Origin of the sequence: Streptomyces sp. CLV115 (assembly GCF_038448545.1) — a bacterium.
Classification (GTDB): Bacteria; Actinomycetota; Actinomycetes; order Streptomycetales; family Streptomycetaceae; genus Streptomyces; species Streptomyces sanglieri.
The window spans coordinates 12907-32813 of the sequence record NZ_JBCEWQ010000096.1 but is presented as its reverse complement, the minus strand read 5'-3'; the positions used below and the strand labels follow the sequence as shown (position 1 = coordinate 32813).

The following is a 19907-nucleotide window of genomic DNA, read 5'->3' as shown; positions in this document are numbered from 1 at the left end:
TGCCCGCACTCGACGCCGCCGACGTCAGATGATCCCCGTACGACGTCGCATGCGTCTGGATCTTCGACGCGACCTCACCCGTCGTCTTCAGCACACCCTGAATGCCCTGCGGCTTCAGATCCCACCCAGTCACCCGTACACCCCCGTGAACCGTTCGGAAAAAGCTCGGCTGCGGCTCAGCCGATGTTGTCGACGGCTGCCTTCGCGCGCGTGATCGTGTGCTGCGCCGTGCCGTCGTTCTTCTCCAGCGTCGTCTTCAGCAGCTGGATGATGTTCTTGACCTCCTGCGAGGAACGGTTCCACCGCATTTCCTTGCCGTGGTACTCGTCCGCCACACCATCGGCCGTGAAGTCCGCCATCGCGGCCTTGACCTGGCCGTCACGCGCCGCGATCACTTCCTCCAGCCGCGCGATCACCACCTGGATGTTGCCCTGCGCGTCCGTGGACGCACCGATGTCGTACGAACGACGGTCACCGTTACCGGCCATCAGAACCCAACCCCCCGAATGTCACCGGCCGCCGAAGCGAGCCGCGTCGAAATTCGCCGCAGACATCTGCTGCCGCGCGTTGTCACCCTGCTCCTGATCACCCGAACCGAACGCCTGCTCCATCCCCGACTGACCACCCAGCAGAGCCGACAACGAACCGTTCAACGCCGCCGTGATCTCGTCCGAACGACCCTTGAACGAGTCGAACGCCGCCCGCCCCGCACCGTTGAACTTCCCCTCCAACGGCGCCGCCGCCTCCAACAACTGGCGAATCAACGTCCCCAGATCATCACTCGACCCACGCGACTTCGACGACAGACTCGTCAGAACCTGCGCCCCCATGTCGAACTTCATTCAATCCCCCTGCCGAGCCGAACGAACAAATGCACGGATCATGCCTATCAACTCCCCGACACCGAAGGCAATCGAGGACCACCAGGCTGTGGACAGTCTGTGACACGGCCACCGAATCACAGTACGGGTGACGGGGCCGGGGACGGAGCGCTCGACCGGAGCACGGAGACGGAGGCCCTCCGGCGCGACGGGGCCCAGGAGATCTCCGGCCGGCCTTCATGCCGTGCCCACGACCGCGAGTTCGATGAATGCGGCGGCTTCGATTTCGGTGATTCCGGCACGGCCGGTCTCGTCGTGGCCGAGTTCGCACAGCCGGAGGTGATCGGTCGGCTCCCAGCGGAGGTCGTGCGTGAACGCCTCGTCGTACGTCCGCCCGTCGTCGACCCGGCGCCTGACGATGCCGTGCGGGCCGCCCGCCCCCGGATGCCCTTCACCGGTCCTGGCGTAGTAGGTGATCTCGCCCTCGGCGTCCAGGGCGTCCAGGGTCGCGGGGGCAAGTGTGCGGAACGGGCGCGCCGAGAGGTTGCTCTCCACCGTCCCGAGTCGCAGCATCGCCCCATTGAGGTCGATGAACTCCTCGACGAAGTAACCACCACCGCGCTCGTACATGAGCAGAAGCGGCTCATAGGGGTCATCCGGAAGATCTCGTGGCAACTCGCCTCCGGCGCCCCGCAGCACGGCCCACCGAACGGCGCCCCGGCACGTCTTCCTGAGCGAGGACGGAGCCAGGCCCGTGAGTAGCGCGTCCAGTTCGGCGGCGACATCGGACGGCGTCCGGACCCTTGGGGCGGCATGCTCCGCGATGTCGAAGAACGGCCACGACCCTTCAGCGTGGCAGGCCCGGGCCCATTCAGCAGCGCGGCGCAGATATTCACGCATCAGCAGAGCGCGCGAATTCGCGTGCCTGTACGCCGCCGAGTCGTCGCTCCAGTCGATGGCACGCAGCCGTTCGAGCACGAGGAGCGGAAGGTCATCTGCCACTTCGGGTCCGGCCCCTTGCGGAAAACATCGTCCGGACGGCTGCCGGTGAACCCGTTGTGCAGGCCGTCCATGCCCTTCAGCATAAAATTGCGGTTCACGCGGAAGACCGCAGGGCATCGGGGGAGGCCGTCACCGATCGACCGGGCGTCACCGGCCGGATCAGATGCCGCCGGGGCGCCGCTTCCTCACGCTCTGAGACAGAATGCCGGTTGGCACAAGCCGTGTCGCCGCCGGCCACTATCCACTTCCGCGCCTGCTGCACAGCTGTTTCACGTCCGCACCGTGTGTGCGGACCGCGCGACGACTCCTGGAGTGCAGATTGACTACGACGTTCCGCTCCCGTATCACCGCCCGGATCGGGCGCAGCTACCTGTCCAGGATCCAGAAGTACGGGATCGGCTCATCCACGGTCAGGCTGCTGCCCGACGACCTGCTGATGATGCTGCGCAGAGACGGCCTCGACCCGGTGGACAAACTGGCCAGGACCCGGGCGAAGCGGCCGGTGCACAAGGTGTCGTTGCCGTTCGGCATGGACGCCTGGGTGGTCAGCGGCTACGAGGAGTCGAAGGCCGTCCTCGGCTCGGCCGACGGGTTCAGCACCGACTTCGCCCACCTCGCGACGAACGCCGGAGTGGCGGCCGAACAGAGCCCCGGCGGTCTCGGCTTCAACGATCCGCCGGTCCACACCCGGCTGCGCCGCATCCTGACCCCGGAGTTCACCATGCGCCGGCTGCGGCGGCTGGGCCCCAGGATCGACGCCATCGTGGAGGAACGCCTCGACGCGATGGCGGCCGCCCGGGGGCCGGTCGACCTGGTGCAGGAGTTCGCGCTGCCGATCCCCTCCCTCACCATCTGCGAACTGCTCGGCGTGCCCTACGAGGACCGTGACGACTTCCAGCAGCTCGCCATGGACCGCTTCGACCTCTTCGCCGGAACGACCGCGCCCTTCGGCGCGATGTCGGAGTCGCTGACGTACTTCAGGGACGTCGTCAAGGCGCAGCGCGAGAAGCCGGGCGACGGCCTGCTCGGCATGATCGTGCGGGAGCACGGCGACGACGTCGACGACGAGGAACTCGCGGGCCTCGCCGACGGTGTGCTCACCGGCGGGTTCGAGACGACCGCCAGCACCATCGCCCTGGGCTCCCTGGTGCTGCTGCAGAACGGGGACGTGCTCGACCGAATACGGCATGACGACGCCATGACCGCACCCTTTGTCGAGGAGGTGCTGCGCTACCTCTCGGCGGTGCAGATAGCCTTCCCCCGGTTCGCCCGCCGGGACATAGAGATAGGCGGAGTGGTCATACCGCAGGGCGACATGGTGCTCTGCTCGCTGAGCGCCGCCAACCGCGATGCCGGGTACGTGGGCGACGACGGGCGCTTCGACCCGCACCGCACCCCCGCGGGCAGCCATCTCGCCTTCGGCCACGGCATCCACCGCTGCATCGGCGCCGAACTGGCCAGGATGGAACTGCGCACCGCCTACCCGGCCCTGGCCCGGCGGTTCCCCGGGATGCGGCTCGCGGTCCCGCCCCAGGACCTGGCCTTCCGCAAGCTGTCCATCGTCTACGGCATCGAATCGCTGCCGGTACACCTGAGCTGAACGGACCGGCGCCCGTCCGGTGGATGCGCCGCGCACGCGGCGCGCCCCGGAAGCGCACCCCCGCCCTTCCCGCCGACCCGATGACGACCCGGTGACGACCCGCCGCCGACCCGACGGGCCTCCCGCCGACCGCTAGCGTGGACGGACGGCCGGGCGCACCTTGTGATGCCGTGACCGGCGCACGATCATGGGCCCGTGCCGACTCGCGCCGGACCGTTCGACGTTGCTTCGGTACTGCGGGAGGTCGCGTTCAGCGAACGGACCGGACTCCGTGAACGGACCGGACTCCGTGAACGGACCGGACCCCGCGAACAGAAAGGGCGTGAGTGCGGGTGAATCCCTTCATGATGCTCGCCGCCGTCGCGGCCGACTGGCCCCGGCTCGGGCCGTTGCTCGGTCCCGACGCGCACCGGGCGCTGCGCGCGCCGCTGGCCGAGATGCGCACCGGTCTTCGGACCCGCGAGCGGGGGACCGACCGGGACGCGGCGGACCGCGCGGTGCGCACCGTGCTGGACGCGCTTCCGGAACACGAGGCGGACCGGCTGCGCGGCGACGGCGCCACGAAACGGTTCGCGGGCTCGTCCCCGTCCGCCGTCCACGAGGGCTACGACGTCATGGACCTCTGCATGCTCGTGATCGACGGCAACCCGATGGTCGGCCCGCTCCTGGGCCCGGTGCGCGAACGCCTGCTGGCGGCCCCGGCGTCGACCCCGCGCGGAACGGGCCCCGTCGACCCCCGGCTGATCGTCCTGACCCGTGAGTACGGGGAACGGCAGCTGCCCGCCTTCCAGTTCGAGGCCGGGGACATGCCGTGGGAGGTCGTCCTGGAGGTGGCCGGCGTGCTGCGCCCCGACCGGGACCCCTGGGGCGCCGCGGACTGGTGGCTCTCCGCGAACGCGTGGACCGGCGCCCCGCCGGCCGGCCTTCTCGGGCAGGGGCGCGACCCCGAACTCCTCGGCGCCGCCCGCGCGCTGACCGTCACGGGCGGGGAGTGGTAGACCGTGCCCAAGTACCCGCCCCCCGAGGAACTGCCCGGTGAGCCCGGCCGTGCCACCCTGCCCGCCGGCACTCTCGTCCACCGCGTCCACAGCAGCCACCGCGACCCGGTCGCCTTCAACCCCGAGCCCGCGCACGCCTTCTACTACGGCGGACGCTTCGACAGCACCCCGTACGAGAAGTACGGCTACCTGTACGTCGGGTTCGGCGTCGGCGCCGCCGTGTGCGAGGTGCTGCTGCGTTCGCTCCCCTTCGACGGCGGCGGCGACGGCGGTACGCGCCTGCTCCCGCGGGCCGCCTTCGAGCGCCGCAGCCTGTCCTTCCTGCGCCTGGCCACCGATGTGGACGTGGTGCCGCTGATGTCCGGCAGGGACCTGGCGGCGGTCGCCCAGGACTCGTGGCTCGTGCACGCCGAGGGTGCGGACTACCCGCAGACCCGCGACTGGGGCCACTGGATCCGCCGCAGGACCGCGCCCTGGGCGCAGGGCTTCGTCTGGCCCTCCAAACGCGAACCCGCGGACCGGGTGGCCGTCCTGTTCGAGGACCGGTGCGGGACACCACCGCTCGAACCCACCGGAGCCCCCCGGATCGACTTCGGGACCGACGAGGGCGAGCGATGGCTGAACGGTGTCCTCGCCCCGTACCGCACACAGGCCGCGCCACGACAGCAGGAATGGATGCCCTAGTCATGCCGGGGAAGCCGTACGACCTCCAGGCCCTCACCTACGAGATCCAGCAGTCGCTCCTCGACGCCAGGACCGATGCCCAGGACCTCACCCGCGCCGCCGATCTCGTACTCGACCGGCTCGGCTGCGGCACGGCCGACGAGGCGTGGACGCGGCTGTACACCGACTGGCAGGCCCTGGAACGAGGGACCTTGATGTCCGGCATGCGCGCCGGACAGATCCTCGTCCTCCTTCCGACGCTGCGCTGGCACCAGTCGGTCGGAGGCCCGGACGAGGTGGACGAACTGCTGCGGGAGGCCGAGGCCCACGGCCCGGAGGGCCGCTGGAAGGCGACGGTCGTCGCCACGAACAGCATGTCCGGACTGCAACGGATCGAGACCCCCGCCGAGATGGAGGCGGCGATCGCCCAGATCGAGCAGAATCGCGACGCCTTCCCGGCCGGCAGCCGGGAACGCGACGCGCTCGACGCGACCCACGCCGGACTCCGGGCCCACCTCGCCCAGGTCGGAGGCGGCGAGGACGATTTCGACTCGGCCGTGGAGGACCTGGCGCGGCTGCGGAACTCGCCGGCCTTCGACGCCGGAACGCGCCTGGCCTTCGACGGGCAGCTCGCCGTGTTCCGCGGGCACCAGGCCGTCCGGAGCGAGGACGCGGACGCGCTCGCCCGGCAGGTCGGCGAGTTGGAGAAGGTCGTCGCCCGGCTGTCCCCCGACCACATGGACCGGGTCGGGCTGGAGGCCAACCTCGACATCGCCCGGGCCAACCTGGAGATCCTGCGCAGCCGGAGCACCGGAGGCGCCTTCCCGGACCACTCCGCGATGGTGGCCACCCCCGACATCGGCGAAGTACGGCGGCAGATCGCGCTGCTGCCGCGCGAGGGACAGATCGACCGGCTCGGCGAGGCGGGCATCAGCAGCGTCGGCCGGGCCATGTTCGCCGGCAACGCCCGCGGGGTCGTCGAGGCGACCCAACTGCTCCGGGACGCCCTGGACCTCCTCGAACCCGACGACGACCGCTGGATCCGCAACGCCCTCTCGCTCGGCTCCGCCCACTGCGCGCTGGGCGGGATGGCGTCGGTCCCGCGCGCCGACCGCCCCGGCCACCTCGACCAGGGCATCTCCTGGCTGAAGCACACCCTGCGCCTGGCCGGCGGCCCGGCGCACCCGCTGTGGAACACCATCGGGATGGCCCTGGCCTCGGGCTACCGGTTCCGCGGCGACAACCAGATGTTCAACACCCGCGCCACCCGCCTCAACCATGCCGAGTCCCGCCGCATCGGCCTCGACGCGATGCGCGCCGCCACCTGGAGCGTCCTCCTCCAGTCCGGTACGGTGCACGCCGCCGAGACCGGCCGCCGGGCCGGCGAGCAGGCGCTCGGCGTGGCCCGCTGGTGCCTGACCGACGGCGCCCACGACGACGCCGTGCGGGCCCTGGACGCCGGACGCGGCCTCGTCCTGCACGCGGCGACCGTCGCCGCCACCGTTCCCGACATGCTGGACGCCCTCGGCCAGTCCGGCCCGGCCGACGAGTGGCGGGCGGCGGGCGGTGTCGCACCCGAACCGGCTCCCGGGACCGTGCCCGCCGCCGCGCCCCCCGCCTCGGGCCCCTCCAGCCGGCTCCGGCGCCGGGTCCTCCAGGCACTCGCCGCGTCCCCGCACCGGCGGCGGCTGCTGGAGGTCCCCACCCTCACGGACATCGGCCGGGCGCTGCGTGCCATGGGCCGCACCGCGCTGGTCTATCTGGTGCCCGGCGGCGACGGCGTGCCCGGCACGGCGCTGATCGTCTCCGCCGACGGCACGGCCAGGGCACTCGAACTGCCCCGGCTCACCGTCACCGCCGACGAGCTGACGGGCTACCGGGCCGTCGGGGCCCCGGGCCGTACCGCCGGCGGACCCCCCGAGGCCCCGTCCCGGCCGCAGCCGACCATCCGGACCGAGGGCCGCGTCGCGCTGGAGCGGCTGTGCGACTGGGCGGGCAAGGCGGTGATGGAGCCGCTGCTCAAGGAAGTCTCCCGGGGCCGAAGGCCGGGCGGGATCCCGGCCCTGGTGCTGGTGCCGATGGCCGAACTGGGCGTCGTGCCCTGGCACGCCGCGCGGCTGCCCGACCGCCGCGGCACCCGGCAGTACGCATGCCACGAGGCGGAGATCTCGTACGCACCCTCCGCCCGGCTGCTGTGCGAGGTGGCCACCCGGCCCGCCGCCGACACCCGGCAGGCCCTCGTCGTCGGCGACCCGACCCGCGACCTCTTCCACGCGGGACAGGAGGCCGAGGCCATCTTCCGGGCCTGCTACCCGGACGGCGAACTCCTCGGCCCCGGCACCGCCACGCCCGCCGCCGTGACCGACTGGCTGGGCCGGCAGCGCGGCGGCGTGCTGCACCTGGCCTGCCACGGCGAGGTGCGGCAGGGCCGGCGGAACAGCGCGTACCTCAAGCTGTCCGGCGGGAACCTGAACGCCGAGGAACTGACCGAGGGCACCGCCCGCTACCCCCACCTGGAACTCGTCGTCCTGGCGGCCTGCAGCACCAACGTGTCCGGGCACGGCTACGACGAGGCGTACAGCCTGTCCACCGCGTTCCTCGTCGCGGGCGCGCGCTCGGTGCTCGGTTCGCTGTGGCCGGTGCCGGACGCGGCCACGTCCGTACTGATGTACATGACCCACCACTTCATGTGCCGGGCGGGCCGGACACCCGGACAGGCCCTGCGCGACACCCAGCTGTGGATGCTCGACAAGGGGCGCGGGGCGCCGGCCGGAATGCCCGCGAACATGGTTGCCCGCGTGCCGCTGATCGACGCCACCGACCCGACCGGCTGGGCGGGCTTCACGCACCTCGGATGGTGAGGTCGGGCAGCACGGTGCGCACCGGCACCACGACAGTGCCCCACCGGCCCACGTCCCCGGCCGGACCACCCGCGGTCCGGGGGCCCGTCAGCGGCGCGAGCCGCAGCACGGAGCCCGCGTCCCGGTCCGGCCGGCCCACGTCGCCGCGCTCCGCGCCAGGGGCGTCCGAAGACCAGGCCGGCAGCCGGAACGGGGCCACGTTCAGCTTATTCTCCGCGACGATCAGCCGCAGCCAGTCCCGGGCGAACGAACCCCGGACCAGGGAACGGCCGGGCGGCAGCCGTAGCCACACCGGCTCGCCGTGCCGTGCCGTCCCCGCGTGCCCGGACGCCACGAAGTCGCCCTCGAACAGGGCCGGCGAGCACGCATAGTCGTCGGCCAGATCCAGCAGTACGCACCACAGCGTGCGCGGGGAGTCGTTGTGGACCCGGACCCGCACCTGCGGCTCCTGCCCGCTCTGCGTGTACACGCAGACCACCTCGCCCGTCGCCGTGTGCCACAGGTCACCGACCAGTGGTTCGACCGTCACCCGCACCAGCGACGACAGCCAGGGGTCGGGGTTGTCGAGGTCCTTCAGCTGATGCCAACGGACGATGTGGGAAAGGCAGTCGACCACCCGGGCGGCATCGTCGGACGAACGCAGCGGCAGCGGGTCGACCGGATGCCCGTCGCCCCCGGTCACCCGGGCCAGGCCGCGCCCGACGTCCAGCCGCAGCGGCAGTCCCGGCCCGCCGGTGGACAGCATCGGCGCACCGGCCACGGCCGCCGTCATCATCCCGACGGCCGCCGGGTCGCCGACGACCGTCACCGCGGCCGGCGGGAACGCCGGCGCCGACGGATTCACCCCGTGCACCGTGGTGAGATCGTCCCGCCCCGGCGTCCAGCCGGCCGGCTCCACCAGCGACGACTCGGGGCGCAACTCCCGCACGACCACCACCCGCGGTTCGCCGGACCGCCCGCCGTCCGTCCCGACCAGGGTGAACTCCGCCCCCACGGCCCGCAGTCCGTGCACCTGGCCGCAGTTGACCTCCCACCCCGAGACCGTGTGCCGGAGCAGGAACGGGGGGACGGGCAGCGCGTCGCCGTGCAGGAAGCGCAGATGCTCCGGACCGTGCAGTTCGGGATGCTGCGCGTAATACCGGCTGCGCACCCGCTCCTCGGTGAGCGCGTGCGCCTTCCCGAACGTGGCCGCCGGGCCGAGCCGCCGCAGCGCGTGCACCAGTGAATGACTGAAGTACCCGCGCTGCTCGCCGTCCACCAGCGCCTCGTACGCGAGCTCCTGCTCCCGGCACGCGGCGAGCAGCACATGCCGAAGCGGCTCGGCGTTCTGCGCACCCGCACCGCGCGGAGCCCCGCTGCCGTCCGTGCGCCACCACGGCTGCCAGGCCACCTGGCGCGAGCGCGCACCGGGCGGCGGATCACGGGTGATCCCGCCGGAGTGGCAGCAGTCGAGCACGGCGACCACGTGCGCGCCGCGCGCCGCGATCTCGTCGAGCAGCGCCCCGAGTTCGGTGTCCTGGATCGGCTGACCGCCCGGGTCCAGGCTGTCGGCGCACACGAGCGCCTGACTGCGCCCGGTCGCCGTACGGGGATCGTCGCTCTCGTCCTCGCTGCCGTGCCCGCTGAACCACAACAGCGCCGTGTCGCCCGGACCGCTGCGCCCCAGATGCCCCCTGATGCCGTCGACCACCGCCGCCCTGGTCGCCGCCCTGTCGCGCAGCGGAAGGATCCGGAGACCGGAACCGCCGTGCTGCCGGAGCCAACTCTCCGCCTCCGTCACGTCGTTGACGCAACCGCCCAGCGGCTTGTCCGGATAGTCGTCGATGCCCACCAGGAGTGCGTACACGGTTCCCATGCGGTGATCCTGCCAGCCCGGCCGGGCCGGGGCGGGGCGATTCCGGGGCGATTGCCGGGCGGACGCGTACTGCTCGATGCGCGGCCGTCGCAATGGAGGTTGACTGCTGACGGAGATTCACCAAGATCGGATCCGCGGCACACCCGCCGCACGGTTCAGGAAGGAAGAACGGCGTGACTTTCGGGGGACACAATCCGTACGACCCGTCGTGGCGGCCGAACGGGCAGCCACCGCCACCACCGGGCGTACCCCCGCAGCCAGGGCCTCATCCCCACCCCGGGCCGTATCCGCCCCAGGGCCCGCCACCCTACCGCCCGTACGTCCCGCACCGCTCGCTGTGGCAGCAGTTCCGCGACGGCGACTGGCCCCCGCTGATGGAGGTGCTGCGTGCGCTGCCCATCCACGGGTGCGTGTGGGCCCTGCTGGTGTGCTGCTTCTGGCCCCTGCTCATGCTCGTCCTGGCCTACCCGCTGGCCCGCACCGCCCGCCGGCAGGCACACCTGAGGTTCCCCCCGCACGCGCACCGCCGCATCGTGGACCCGCAGGTGATGCGCGTGCAGCAGATCAGGGCCTGGGCCGCGCTGGCCACGTCGTTCCTGATCCTGCTCGTCTACGGTTCCGCGGCGGACTTCGCGGAGGTCCAGGAGCAGTACGCGCTCCGGCTCGCCTTCACCCCGTGGCTGCTGCTGCTCAGCGCGCCGCTGGTGATCCTGGTCCTGTTCCGGATCGCACCCGAGGCCGCGCGGCCGGGCATGCGCACACGTCTGCGCCCGGCGGTGCGCTCGGCCCTGATGTACTTCGGCGCGCTCACCTCGGTGCCGCTGCTGGCCACGGCCACGTTCCTCATCGGCCAGAACATGGAGGCCTACTTCTTCACCCCGTTCATCACGCTCGCCCTGGCCGCCCCGGTGGTGTGGATGCTGTTCTTCGTGCTGTTCGCCTCCCGGACGATGATCCGCACCGTGTTCGGCACCTCCGAGGTGCATGCCACGCTTCCGGCCCTGCTGACCGGGGTGCTGGTGTGGGAGCTGGCGGTCGTCAACCTGCTCATGAGCGGAATGCCGCCGGGCCCGCCATTCGTCCAGCTCTGCGCCGTGATAGGCGGACCGGCCTCGGTCTCGGCCGTCGCCTGGTGGGAGATCGACCGCCTGCGCACGAGGTACGGGGTGACCCTGCGGGGCCAGCAGCTGCCCTGAGAACCCGCCGGCCGGGCCGGGCCCGCTCCCTCAGCACTCGATGATGTTCACCGCGAGCCCGCCCCGCGCCGTCTCCTTGTACTTCACGCTCATGTCCGCGCCGGTCTCCTTCATGGTCTTGATGACCTTGTCGAGGGAGACCTTGTGGCTGCCGTCGCCGCGCAGCGCCATCTTCGCCGCCGTGACGGCCTTGACCGCGGCCATGCCGTTGCGCTCGATGCACGGGATCTGGACCAGACCGCCGACCGGGTCGCAGGTGAGGCCCAGGTTGTGTTCCATGCCGATCTCGGCGGCGTTCTCGACCTGCTCGGGGGTGCCGCCGAGGACCTCGGCGAGGGCGCCGGCGGCCATGGAACAGGCGGAGCCGACCTCGCCCTGGCAGCCGACCTCGGCGCCGGAGATGGAGGCGTTCTCCTTGAAGAGCATGCCGATGGCGCCCGCCGCGAGGAGGAAGCGGACGACGCCGTCCTCCTTCTCCGCCTCGGTGGCGCCGCCGGCCGCGAAGTTCATGTAGTAGTGCAGGACCGCCGGGATGATGCCCGCGGCGCCGTTGGTGGGGGCGGTGACGACCCGGCCGCCCGCCGCGTTCTCCTCGTTGACCGCCATCGCGTAGAGGGTGATCCACTCCATCGCGTGGGTCTGCGGGTCGCCCTCGGCCCGCAGCTGGCGGGCGGTGTTCGCGGCGCGGCGGCGGACCTTGAGGCCGCCGGGCAGGATGCCCTCGCGGGACATGCCGCGCGAGACACAGGCCTGCATGACGCGCCAGATGTCCAGCAGTCCCGAGCGGATCTCGTCCTCGGTGCGCCAGGCCTTCTCGTTCTCCAGCATCAGCGAGGAGATGGACAGCCCGGTGTCGTGGGCGAGCCGCAGCAGCTCGTCGCCGGTGCGGAAGGGGTGCTTGAGCACGGTGTCGTCGAGCACGATCCGGTCCTCGCCCACCGCGTCCTCGTCGACGACGAAGCCGCCGCCGACCGAGTAGTAGGTCTTCTCCAGGAGCACCTCGCCGTCGTGGCCGAAGGCCAGGACGGTCATGCCGTTCGCGTGGTACGGCAGGGCCTTGCGGCGGTGCAGGATCAGCTGCTCGTCGGCGTCGAAGTCGATCTCGTGCATACCGAGCAGGTTGATCCGGCCGGTGCTGCGGATCTGCTCCACCCGGTCGTCGGCGGACTCCACGTCGACGGTGCGCGGCGACTCGCCCTCCAGGCCGAGCAGTACGGCCTTGGGAGTGCCGTGGCCGTGACCGGTCGCACCGAGCGAGCCGTACAGCTCGGCGCGTATCGAGACGGTGTGGGCGATCAGCCCCTCGTTCTTCAGCCGGCGCGCGAACATACGGGCGGCGCGCATCGGGCCGACCGTATGGGAGCTGGACGGGCCGATGCCGATCGAGAACAGGTCGAAGACCGAGATGGCCACGGTGACTCCTCAAGGGGTTGGTAGACGTCGCTGTCTGCCGGGTGGTGCGGTACGGGCCGGGCGGCCCGGAGGGCGGGGGCATGGGACGGGGCACCGCGCTCACAGTTCAGTGTGCGCGGTGCCCCGCCCCAACGTGTTACCAGAACTTGTCCGGACTACTTCAGGCCGGGGTACAGCGGGAACTTCTCGGCCAGCGCGACGACGCGGGCCTTCAGGGCGTCCGCGTCGTACGAGGGCTTGAGGGCGGCGGCGATGATCTCCGCGACCTCGGTGAAGTCCTCGGCCCGGAAGCCGCGGGTCGCCAGGGCGGGCGTACCGATCCGCAGGCCCGAGGTGACCATCGGGGGCCGGGGGTCGTTCGGGATGGCGTTCCGGTTGACCGTGATGCCCAGCTCGTGCAGCCGGTCCTCGGCCTGCTGGCCGTCCAGCTCCGAGTTGCGCAGGTCGACGAGGACCAGGTGGACGTCCGTACCGCCGGACAGCACGGAGACACCGACCTCGGTGACGTCCGGCTGGACCAGGCGCTCGGCGAGGATGCGGGCGCCGTCCAGGGTGCGCTGCTGGCGCTCCTTGAACTCCTCGGTCGCCGCGACCTTGAACGAGACCGCCTTGGCCGCGATCACGTGCTCCAGCGGACCGCCCTGCTGGCCCGGGAAGACCGCCGAGTTGATCTTCTTGGCGAGCTCCTGGGTGGAGAGGATCACACCGCCGCGCGGACCGCCGAGGGTCTTGTGCGTGGTGGTCGTGACGACGTGGGCGTGCGGCACCGGGTTGGGGTGCAGCCCCGCGGCCACCAGACCGGCGAAGTGCGCCATGTCGACCATCAGGTACGCGCCGACCTCGTCCGCGATGCGGCGGAAGGCGGCGAAGTCCAGCTGACGGGGGTACGCGGACCAGCCGGCGACGATCAGCTTCGGCTTGGACTCCTTGGCGAGGCGCTCGACCTCGGCCATGTCCACGACGCCGGTCTCGTCGACGTGGTACGGGACCACGTTGTAGAGCTTGCCGGAGAAGTTGATCTTCATGCCGTGGGTCAGGTGACCGCCGTGGGCCAGGTTCAGGCCCATGATCGTGTCGCCCGGCTTGAGCAGCGCGAACATCGCGGCGGCGTTGGCCTGCGCACCGGAGTGCGGCTGGACGTTCGCGGCCTCGGCGCCGAAGAGCGCCTTGATGCGGTCGATGGCGATCTGCTCGACCACGTCGACGTGCTCGCAGCCGCCGTAGTAGCGGCGGCCGGGGTAGCCCTCGGCGTACTTGTTGGTGAGGACGGAGCCCTGGGCCTCCATGACAGCGACCGGAGCGAAGTTCTCCGAGGCGATCATTTCGAGGGTGGACTGCTGACGGTGGAGCTCGGCGTCGACGGCGGCGGCGACGTCCGGGTCCAGCTCGTGGAGGGATGAGTTGAGAAGCGACATCAGGTGGTCCCTTGGGGTCTTTAGTTGCCGGAGAACTCGGTGTACTCGTCGGCGGAGAGCAGGTCCTCCGGCTCCTGCGCGACGCGTACCTTGAACAGCCAGCCGCCTTCGAAGGGAGCGGAGTTCACCAGCGACGGGTCGTCCACGACGTCCTGGTTCGCCTCGGTGACCTCGCCGGTCACCGGGGAGTACAGGTCGCTGACCGACTTGGTCGACTCCAGCTCACCGCAGGTCTCGCCCGCGGTCACCGTGTCACCGACCGCGGGGAGCTGGGCGTAGACGACGTCGCCGAGCGCGTTGGCCGCGTACTCGGTGATGCCGATCGTGGCCACACCGTCCTCGACGGCCGACAGCCACTCGTGCTCCTTGCTGTAACGCAGCTGCTGGGGGTTGCTCATGACCTGAATTCTCCTGTACGCGGGGGAGTGCTGATGAACGGTGGTCTTACGGTGTGAGACGCGACTGCGTCACTTCTCGATGAGCGCCGACGTCACTTCTGGCGCTTGTAGAACGGCAGTGCCACGACCTCGTACGGCTCGTGGGTGCCGCGGATGTCCACCGCGACGCCCTCGGCACCGGGCGTGGCGTGCGCGGCGTCGACGTACGCCATGGCGATCGGCTTGCCCAGGGTCGGGGACGGGGCGCCGGAGGTGACCTCCCCGACGACCTGGGCGCCGGCTCCGCCCACGGCGACCACGGGGTAGCCGGCGCGCGGCACCCGGCGGCCCTCGGCGACCAGGCCGACCAGCTTGCGCGGCGGAGCGGTCTCGGCGCGCTCGGCGGCGGCCTCAAGGGCCTTGCGGCCGACGAAGTCGCCCTCCTTCTCGAACTTCACGACCCGGCCGAGACCGGCGTCGAAGGGGGTGAGCTCCGTGGTCAGCTCGTGCCCGTACAGCGGCATGCCCGCCTCCAGGCGCAGCGTGTCGCGGCAGGAGAGCCCGCACGGGATCAGGCCGCGGGAGGCGCCCGCCTCGGTCAGCGCCTGCCACAGCCGCTCGGCGTGCTCGGGGGCGACGAACAGCTCGAAGCCGTCCTCGCCGGTGTAGCCGGTACGGGCGATCAGCGCGGGGACACCGGCGACCGTGCCCGGCAGACCGGCGTAGTACTTCAGGCCGTCCAGGTCGGCGTCGGTGACCGAGGCCAGGATGGCGGGGGACTCCGGGCCCTGGACGGCGAGCAGTGCGTACGCGTCCCGGTCGTCGCGCACCTCGGCGTCGAAGCCCTCGACGCGGGCCGTCAGCGCGTCCAGCACGATCTGGGCGTTGCCCGCGTTGGCGACGACCAGATACTCGGCCTCCCCCAGCCGGTAGACGATCAGGTCGTCCAGGATGCCGCCGTCCTCGGCGCAGATCATCGTGTAGCGCGCCCGGCCCACGGCGACGGTGCCGATGTTGCCGACCAGCGCGAAGTTCAGGAAGGCCGCGGCCGCGGGGCCGGTGACGGTGATCTCGCCCATGTGCGACAGGTCGAAGAGGCCGGCCCTGGTGCGCACCGCGTTGTGCTCGTCGCGCTCGCTGGCGTACCGCAGGGGCATGTCCCAGCCCGCGAAGTCGGTCATGGTCGCGCCCAGCGAACGGTGCAGGGCATCGAGGGCGGTGAGGCGGGGGGCGGTGCTCATGGATATGGCTCCCAGGGCATGACGACGAGGACGATCCCTCCCCATCTGTCATCGGAACCTGAGAGGTTCGCCGAGACCCCCTGGAAGGGTTCGGCTTGCACCTTGGGTGGAGCCGCGAAGCGGCCCGCTTTTCAGATCTGCCTCATCCACGCGGTACGGGGCCTGAGAGATTCAAGGGAGGAACTTGCTCCTTCGGCGCCCGGCACAGGTAGTGACCGGAACTCTCCCGCGCGGATTCGAACGGCCTTTATGCAGTTGGCCGGGCCATCATCGCACGCATCGGGCCGGAGTGGGGCCCCGGTCCCCCGCCGGAAATCACCGGCGTGGACGGTTGTGCCGCATTACCTTTTCTTTACACTTCAGGGGCATACGTGGGGTGATCCGACAGGGGGAGGGCGATGACGTTGCAGCGGTACGCGACGACCGCAGGGTTCGCGCACGGGGCGATGCCCGCACAGCCGGGGGCCCCGGCCCGGGAGATGTCGGGCCCGCGCGCGCCCGTCGTGCGGGATCTGCGGGAGCGGGCCGGGCGCAGCCCGCGCGCCCTGCGGTTCGCGGCGGGCGACGTGGTCGTGGTCTCCGGGCTGCCCGGCAGCGGCAAGTCGACGCTCATCCGGCGCGCGGTGACGACGGCGCACGCCATCGACTCCCAGGACACCCGGGACCGCTGGGCGCGGTCCGTGCCCCGGTTATTCCCGTACGCCCTCTACCGCCCGCTCGTCCGTGCCGCCCACTACTGGGGGCTGTGGCGGGTGCTGCGTTCCGGGGAGTCCGTCGTCGTCCACGACTGCGGGACGCAGTCCTGGGTGCGCGGCTGGCTGGCCCGGGACGCGCGGCGCCGGGGCCGGGCGCTGCGTCTGGTCCTGCTCGACGTCACGCCCGAGACCGCGCGGGAGGGCCAGCGCGAGCGCGGACGCGGCGTATCGGGATACGCCTTCGCCCGGCACCGCAGGGCGGTGGGCAGGCTGCTGCGGGCGACGGAGAAGGGGCTGCTGCCGCCCGGGTGCGGCTCGGCGGTGCTGCTGGACCGGGAGGCGGCGGGGCGGCTCGCCCGGATCGAGTTCGCCGACGGGCCGCCCGGCGGTCGGTAGCGGGGCGGGGGCGCTTCGGGGCCGGGCGTTAATCTTCTGCCGGAAAGCTTGGGCGAGAAGGGGAAGCAGTGGACGTTCCGGCGCAGGTCCAGTCCCATCCGCAGGGCGGATGGCCGGGCAATGAGCTCGAAGAAGTGCTGATGGCCTCGGTGGGCAGCCCGGAGGCGGGCGGACGGCTCGTCGAGGTGCTCGGCCGCAGCCAGGTCTGGGTGCCGCTGCCCAACGGCGGCGGTCCGGACTCGGGGGCCCTGGACCTGCCGACGACGGAGATCGAGGGCGCCCCGTACGTCCCGGTCTTCAGCTCCGAACAGCAGTTCCTCGCCTGTGTCGGCGCCCACATGTCCTTCACCGTCGCGCCCGCCCGCGACTTCGCCCGCGGACTGCCCCCGCAGCTCGGCATCGCGGTGAACCCGGGCGGCGCGGTCGGGATGCCGCTGCCGCCGCCCGCCGTGGCCGAACTCTGCCGGGCCGGGCGCACCCCGCTGGACGGGCCGGCCGGCGGCGGCAGGGTCCGGCTGTACGAGCCGGACTGGAAGGAGGAGCCGGTCGACTTCCTGGCCGCCGCGGCCGGCGAGTTCGAGGAGAGCGGTGTGGTGCTCTCCGCCCGCCGGGCGCTCGCCAGCATCGAGGGCGGCGACCCCGTCCTCTTCGTCGGCGTCGAGTTCTCCACCTGGGACGGCGCGGGGCGCAACGCGCCGATGGACGCCCTCGGCCGCGCACTGGGCCGGGTCGAGGTTCCCTGGCCGGTCAATCTCGTACTGCTCGACGTGGCACAGGACCCGGTCGGCGACTGGATGCGCGAGCGGATACGGCCGTTCTACCAGCGAGCGGGCATATAGAACCCGGCGCGGGCCCCCGCCGGGCACCGGTGGGGAACACCGCTCGGACCCATGACGTCAAGTCGGTGTCAGGACCGGCGCATAAGCTGGTTTCATGGCTGGTGCCTCGGCATCATGCCGCACCCGTGTGCCCGGGGCGGCGGGCCGACACAGTGGATCGAAGAGGGGCGGGACCAGGTGAGTGCGTCAGGCACCGCGGCGGCCGGGCAGGTCGAGCACATGCTGCGCCAAGTGACGCCCGGGCGCTACGACGCGTACGAGGCGCTGCTGCAGGCCCTCGCGGGCGGCCGGATCTGGATGCTCCTCTGGCAGGGCCAGGCGGGCTCGCCCGACGCCCAGTACGGGAACATGGAGGTCGACGGCCTCGGCTACGCCCCCTGTGTGACCTCCGCCCAGGAGCTCTCGGCCAGCGGCTGGAACCGCGCCCATGAGCTGGTCGACGGCCGGGACATCGCCCGCACCCTCTTCCCCGACCGCTGGGGCATCTGGCTCAACCCGCACGCCCCGGGCGGCGGCGTGGGCGTCCCCTGGCTCGATCTGCGCCGGATCGCCACCGGCCTCGACCGGATGCCCGCCGGCCCGCTCCGGCTCACCGAGCCGGCCATCGAGATCCCGCAGTTCTACGCCCTGCTCACGCAGAACGCCCACCACACCCCGGCGATCCGCTCGCTGCGCCGGGCCTGGGTGCAGCCCGCCCTCGGCGTCCCGTACCTCACCATCGGCCTCGACCTCTACGACACGAGCCCGCCCGCGGTGGACGCGGCGCGCGCGATGATGCAGCAGTCGGTCTCCGCCGTCCCGGAGGGGCTGCCCGTCTCCACCGTCGCGATGTCCGACGAGTACGACCCGGTCGCGATGTGGCTGCGGGCCAACGCCCGCCCGTTCTACGACCGCGAGGCACACGCCCCGGCGGCCCCCGTCGCGGGCTACGGCTACCCGCCGCAGAGCGCGTACTGACCCTCCCGGACACCCGGTCGCGCGTCCCGCACCGGGCGGCCGACGCGCCTTCCCGCCGCCCGTAAAGGGGCGGTTCGCTCCCGGAAGCCCGAATGCGGCCGTACGTCCCCGATATCCGGAACGCGGCCATGGGGCGCCAACTCCCCGAATGTGAAAGCGCGTTCATCCGCGCCGCGGCCCACCGGGCCGCCCATGTCCGAGATTTCCGTGCTCGGCACAACTCATGGTGAATGCGTCGTGAATCCGCGCGCATGCCCCCCTTCCATATCAACTGACCTGTGTTCGGCGGGCGTTCACATCCGTCCGGATAACGGAACACCCCAGAGCGCATCACGGTTAGGCATCCATTCGCCTGTCGGTATGGCTACCAGTCGTAACGGCAATGAAGACTCCCGCAGCAAGGGCGTCTTGCCGCCTCTGCGTACGACTGACTGATCGCGCCGCCACAGCGGCCAGTTCGGCCCGGCCACCGCCGGTTGAGAGGGGTCCTTGCCACGATGACGGCACCACTGCACGAGCCGACCAAGGAAGCGGATCCGATCGCGGCCGGCGGTCCCGCAGTCGACTCCGGGGTGAAGAAGGTCGAGGGACGGTCGCTCAAGCAGATCGCCTGGAACCGCCTGAAGCAGGACAAGGTCGCTCTGACGGGTGGCATCGTTGTCCTCGTCCTGATCGTGGTGGCCGTCTTCGCGCCGCTGATCGTGAACCTGTTCGGGCACCCGCCGAACGAGTTCCACCAGGACCTGCTCGACCCGCTGACCAATCTGCCCACGGGCAGCCTCGGCGGCGTGAGCGGCGACTACCTGTTCGGCGTCGAGCCCAACAAGGGGCGCGACATCTTCAGCCGGATCGTCTACGGCGCCCGGATCTCGCTGCTCGTGGCGTTCCTGGCGGCCCTGGTCGCCGTCGCCCTCGGCACCCTCTTCGGGATCATCGCCGGCTACTTCGGCGGCTGGGTGGACGCGGTGATCAGCCGGGTCATGGACGTGCTGCTCTCCTTCCCGCAGCTCCTCTTCATCATCTCCCTGGTCTCGGTCCTCCCCGACGACCTGCTCGGGCTCACCGGCAGCGGCGTGCGCATCGCCGTACTCGTCGCCGTCATCGGCTTCTTCGGCTGGCCCTACGTCGGACGCATCGTCCGCGGGCAGACGCTCTCGCTGCGCGAGCGCGAGTACGTGGAGGCGGCGCGCAGCCTCGGCGGCGGGCGGACGCACATCCTCTTCCGCGAGCTGCTGCCCAACCTGGTGGCGCCGATCACCGTCTACGCGACGCTGATGATCCCCACCAACATCCTCACCGAGGCGGCCCTCAGCTTCCTGGGTGCCGGTGTCCGGCCGCCGACCGCCTCCTGGGGCGGGATGCTGCGGGACGCGCTGGAGACGTACGAGCACGACCCGATGTTCATGGTCTTCCCCGGCGTGACGATCTTCATCACCGTGCTGGCCTTCAACCTCTTCGGGGACGGGCTGCGCGACGCCCTGGACCCCAAGGGGACCCGATAACCCACGACTTGCCCCTGCCGCATCGTCAGGTGGCTTTTCCCATGGTTCTCCGGCAAGCAACGGCCTGGGACCGCGA

General features: G+C 71.5%; 18 protein-coding genes and 1 riboswitch. Of the genes, 9 read left to right on the top strand and 9 right to left on the bottom strand.

Features of this window, described 5'->3' with window-relative positions; translation table 11 throughout:
- The 4 genes from AADR41_RS27700 to AADR41_RS27685 form a co-directional block, all read right to left on the bottom strand.
- Positions 1 to 133 (bottom strand): DUF6507 family protein (locus tag AADR41_RS27700; protein ID WP_342284130.1); only part of this gene is annotated, 133 nt, incomplete at its 3' end.
- Positions 134 to 176: 43 nt separating this feature from the next.
- Positions 177 to 488 (bottom strand): pore-forming ESAT-6 family protein, encoded by a 312-nt coding sequence (locus tag AADR41_RS27695; protein WP_124723874.1) that lies wholly within the window; start codon positions 486 to 488, stop codon positions 177 to 179.
- Positions 489 to 509: 21 nt separating this feature from the next.
- Positions 510 to 842, bottom strand: a complete 333-nt coding sequence (locus AADR41_RS27690; protein ID WP_342284129.1) for a hypothetical protein — start codon at positions 840 to 842, stop codon at positions 510 to 512.
- 216 nt (positions 843 to 1058) lie between these two features.
- Positions 1059 to 1823: a hypothetical protein gene (locus AADR41_RS27685; RefSeq protein WP_342284128.1), complete on the bottom strand. Its 765-nt coding sequence runs from the start codon at positions 1821 to 1823 to the stop codon at positions 1059 to 1061.
- 319 nt (positions 1824 to 2142) lie between these two features.
- Here AADR41_RS27685 and AADR41_RS27680 point away from each other — a divergent pair, with 319 nt between their 5' ends.
- The 4 genes from AADR41_RS27680 (at position 2143) to AADR41_RS27665 (ending at position 7945) form a co-directional block, all read left to right on the top strand.
- The gene (locus AADR41_RS27680) at positions 2143 to 3423 is read left to right on the top strand and encodes a cytochrome P450 (RefSeq protein WP_342284127.1); all 1281 of its coding nucleotides are present in this window, start codon (positions 2143 to 2145) and stop codon (positions 3421 to 3423) included.
- 332 nt (positions 3424 to 3755) lie between these two features.
- The gene (locus AADR41_RS27675; protein ID WP_342284126.1) at positions 3756 to 4421 is read left to right on the top strand and encodes a hypothetical protein; all 666 of its coding nucleotides are present in this window, start codon (positions 3756 to 3758) and stop codon (positions 4419 to 4421) included.
- A 3-nt stretch (positions 4422 to 4424) separates the two neighbouring features.
- Positions 4425 to 5105: an RES family NAD+ phosphorylase gene (locus AADR41_RS27670; protein ID WP_342284125.1), complete on the top strand. Its 681-nt coding sequence runs from the start codon at positions 4425 to 4427 to the stop codon at positions 5103 to 5105.
- A 2-nt stretch (positions 5106 to 5107) separates the two neighbouring features.
- Complete coding sequence (locus AADR41_RS27665; protein WP_342284124.1) at positions 5108 to 7945, top strand: CHAT domain-containing protein; 2838 nt, start codon at positions 5108 to 5110, stop codon at positions 7943 to 7945.
- On the opposite strand, the gene AADR41_RS27660 is transcribed toward AADR41_RS27665, so the two are convergent.
- Positions 7926 to 9800 (bottom strand): caspase family protein, encoded by a 1875-nt coding sequence (locus tag AADR41_RS27660; RefSeq protein WP_342284123.1) that lies wholly within the window; start codon positions 9798 to 9800, stop codon positions 7926 to 7928. The genes AADR41_RS27665 and AADR41_RS27660 overlap by 20 nt on opposite strands.
- A gap of 173 nt (positions 9801 to 9973) precedes the next feature.
- Here AADR41_RS27660 and AADR41_RS27655 point away from each other — a divergent pair, with 173 nt between their 5' ends.
- The gene (locus AADR41_RS27655; RefSeq protein WP_342284122.1) at positions 9974 to 10996 is read left to right on the top strand and encodes a hypothetical protein; all 1023 of its coding nucleotides are present in this window, start codon (positions 9974 to 9976) and stop codon (positions 10994 to 10996) included.
- A 30-nt stretch (positions 10997 to 11026) separates the two neighbouring features.
- Here the strand turns inward: AADR41_RS27655 and AADR41_RS27650 are convergent, their stop codons facing one another.
- From AADR41_RS27650 to gcvT, 4 genes are all read right to left on the bottom strand, one after another.
- Positions 11027 to 12409: an L-serine ammonia-lyase gene (locus tag AADR41_RS27650; protein WP_342284121.1), complete on the bottom strand. Its 1383-nt coding sequence runs from the start codon at positions 12407 to 12409 to the stop codon at positions 11027 to 11029.
- A gap of 155 nt (positions 12410 to 12564) precedes the next feature.
- Complete coding sequence (gene glyA, locus AADR41_RS27645; RefSeq protein WP_342284120.1) at positions 12565 to 13824, bottom strand: serine hydroxymethyltransferase; 1260 nt, start codon at positions 13822 to 13824, stop codon at positions 12565 to 12567.
- A gap of 20 nt (positions 13825 to 13844) precedes the next feature.
- Positions 13845 to 14222 (bottom strand): glycine cleavage system protein GcvH, encoded by a 378-nt coding sequence (gene gcvH, locus AADR41_RS27640; protein WP_342284119.1) that lies wholly within the window; start codon positions 14220 to 14222, stop codon positions 13845 to 13847.
- Positions 14223 to 14314: 92 nt separating this feature from the next.
- Positions 14315 to 15442 (bottom strand): glycine cleavage system aminomethyltransferase GcvT, encoded by a 1128-nt coding sequence (gcvT, locus tag AADR41_RS27635; protein WP_342284118.1) that lies wholly within the window; start codon positions 15440 to 15442, stop codon positions 14315 to 14317.
- 141 nt (positions 15443 to 15583) lie between these two features.
- A riboswitch (glycine riboswitch) is annotated at positions 15584 to 15681 on the bottom strand.
- 159 nt (positions 15682 to 15840) lie between these two features.
- Here gcvT and AADR41_RS27630 point away from each other — a divergent pair.
- The 4 genes from AADR41_RS27630 (at position 15841) to AADR41_RS27615 (ending at position 19831) form a co-directional block, all read left to right on the top strand.
- A complete protein-coding gene (locus AADR41_RS27630; RefSeq protein WP_342284117.1) occupies positions 15841 to 16533 on the top strand; it encodes an AAA family ATPase in 693 nt (230 codons plus the stop codon).
- Between the two features lie 68 nt (positions 16534 to 16601).
- Positions 16602 to 17372 (top strand): enhanced serine sensitivity protein SseB, encoded by a 771-nt coding sequence (locus tag AADR41_RS27625; RefSeq protein ID WP_342284116.1) that lies wholly within the window; start codon positions 16602 to 16604, stop codon positions 17370 to 17372.
- Positions 17373 to 17549: 177 nt separating this feature from the next.
- The gene (locus AADR41_RS27620; protein ID WP_342284115.1) at positions 17550 to 18329 is read left to right on the top strand and encodes an enhanced serine sensitivity protein SseB C-terminal domain-containing protein; all 780 of its coding nucleotides are present in this window, start codon (positions 17550 to 17552) and stop codon (positions 18327 to 18329) included.
- 497 nt (positions 18330 to 18826) lie between these two features.
- Positions 18827 to 19831 carry an ABC transporter permease gene (locus tag AADR41_RS27615; protein ID WP_342284114.1) on the top strand — a complete coding sequence of 335 codons (1005 nt, stop codon included), beginning with the start codon at positions 18827 to 18829 and terminating at the stop codon, positions 19829 to 19831.
- Positions 19832 to 19907: the final 76 nt, after the last annotated feature.

Bases quoted from the DNA above. Each gene is read 5' to 3' on its own strand.
- AADR41_RS27665 (WP_342284124.1), top strand. From the start codon at position 5,108: ATGCCGGGGAAGCCGTACGACCTCCAGGCCCTCACCTACGAGATCCAG.
- AADR41_RS27615 (WP_342284114.1), top strand. From the start codon at position 18,827: ATGACGGCACCACTGCACGAGCCGACCAAGGAAGCGGATCCGATCGCG.
- gcvT (WP_342284118.1), bottom strand. From the start codon at position 15,442: ATGAGCACCGCCCCCCGCCTCACCGCCCTCGATGCCCTGCACCGTTCG.
- gcvH (WP_342284119.1), bottom strand. From the start codon at position 14,222: ATGAGCAACCCCCAGCAGCTGCGTTACAGCAAGGAGCACGAGTGGCTG.
- AADR41_RS27630 (WP_342284117.1), top strand. From the start codon at position 15,841: ATGACGTTGCAGCGGTACGCGACGACCGCAGGGTTCGCGCACGGGGCG.
- AADR41_RS27660 (WP_342284123.1), bottom strand. From the start codon at position 9,800: ATGGGAACCGTGTACGCACTCCTGGTGGGCATCGACGACTATCCGGAC.
- glyA (WP_342284120.1), bottom strand. From the start codon at position 13,824: ATGTCGCTTCTCAACTCATCCCTCCACGAGCTGGACCCGGACGTCGCC.
- AADR41_RS27695 (WP_124723874.1), bottom strand. From the start codon at position 488: ATGGCCGGTAACGGTGACCGTCGTTCGTACGACATCGGTGCGTCCACG.
- AADR41_RS27690 (WP_342284129.1), bottom strand. From the start codon at position 842: ATGAAGTTCGACATGGGGGCGCAGGTTCTGACGAGTCTGTCGTCGAAG.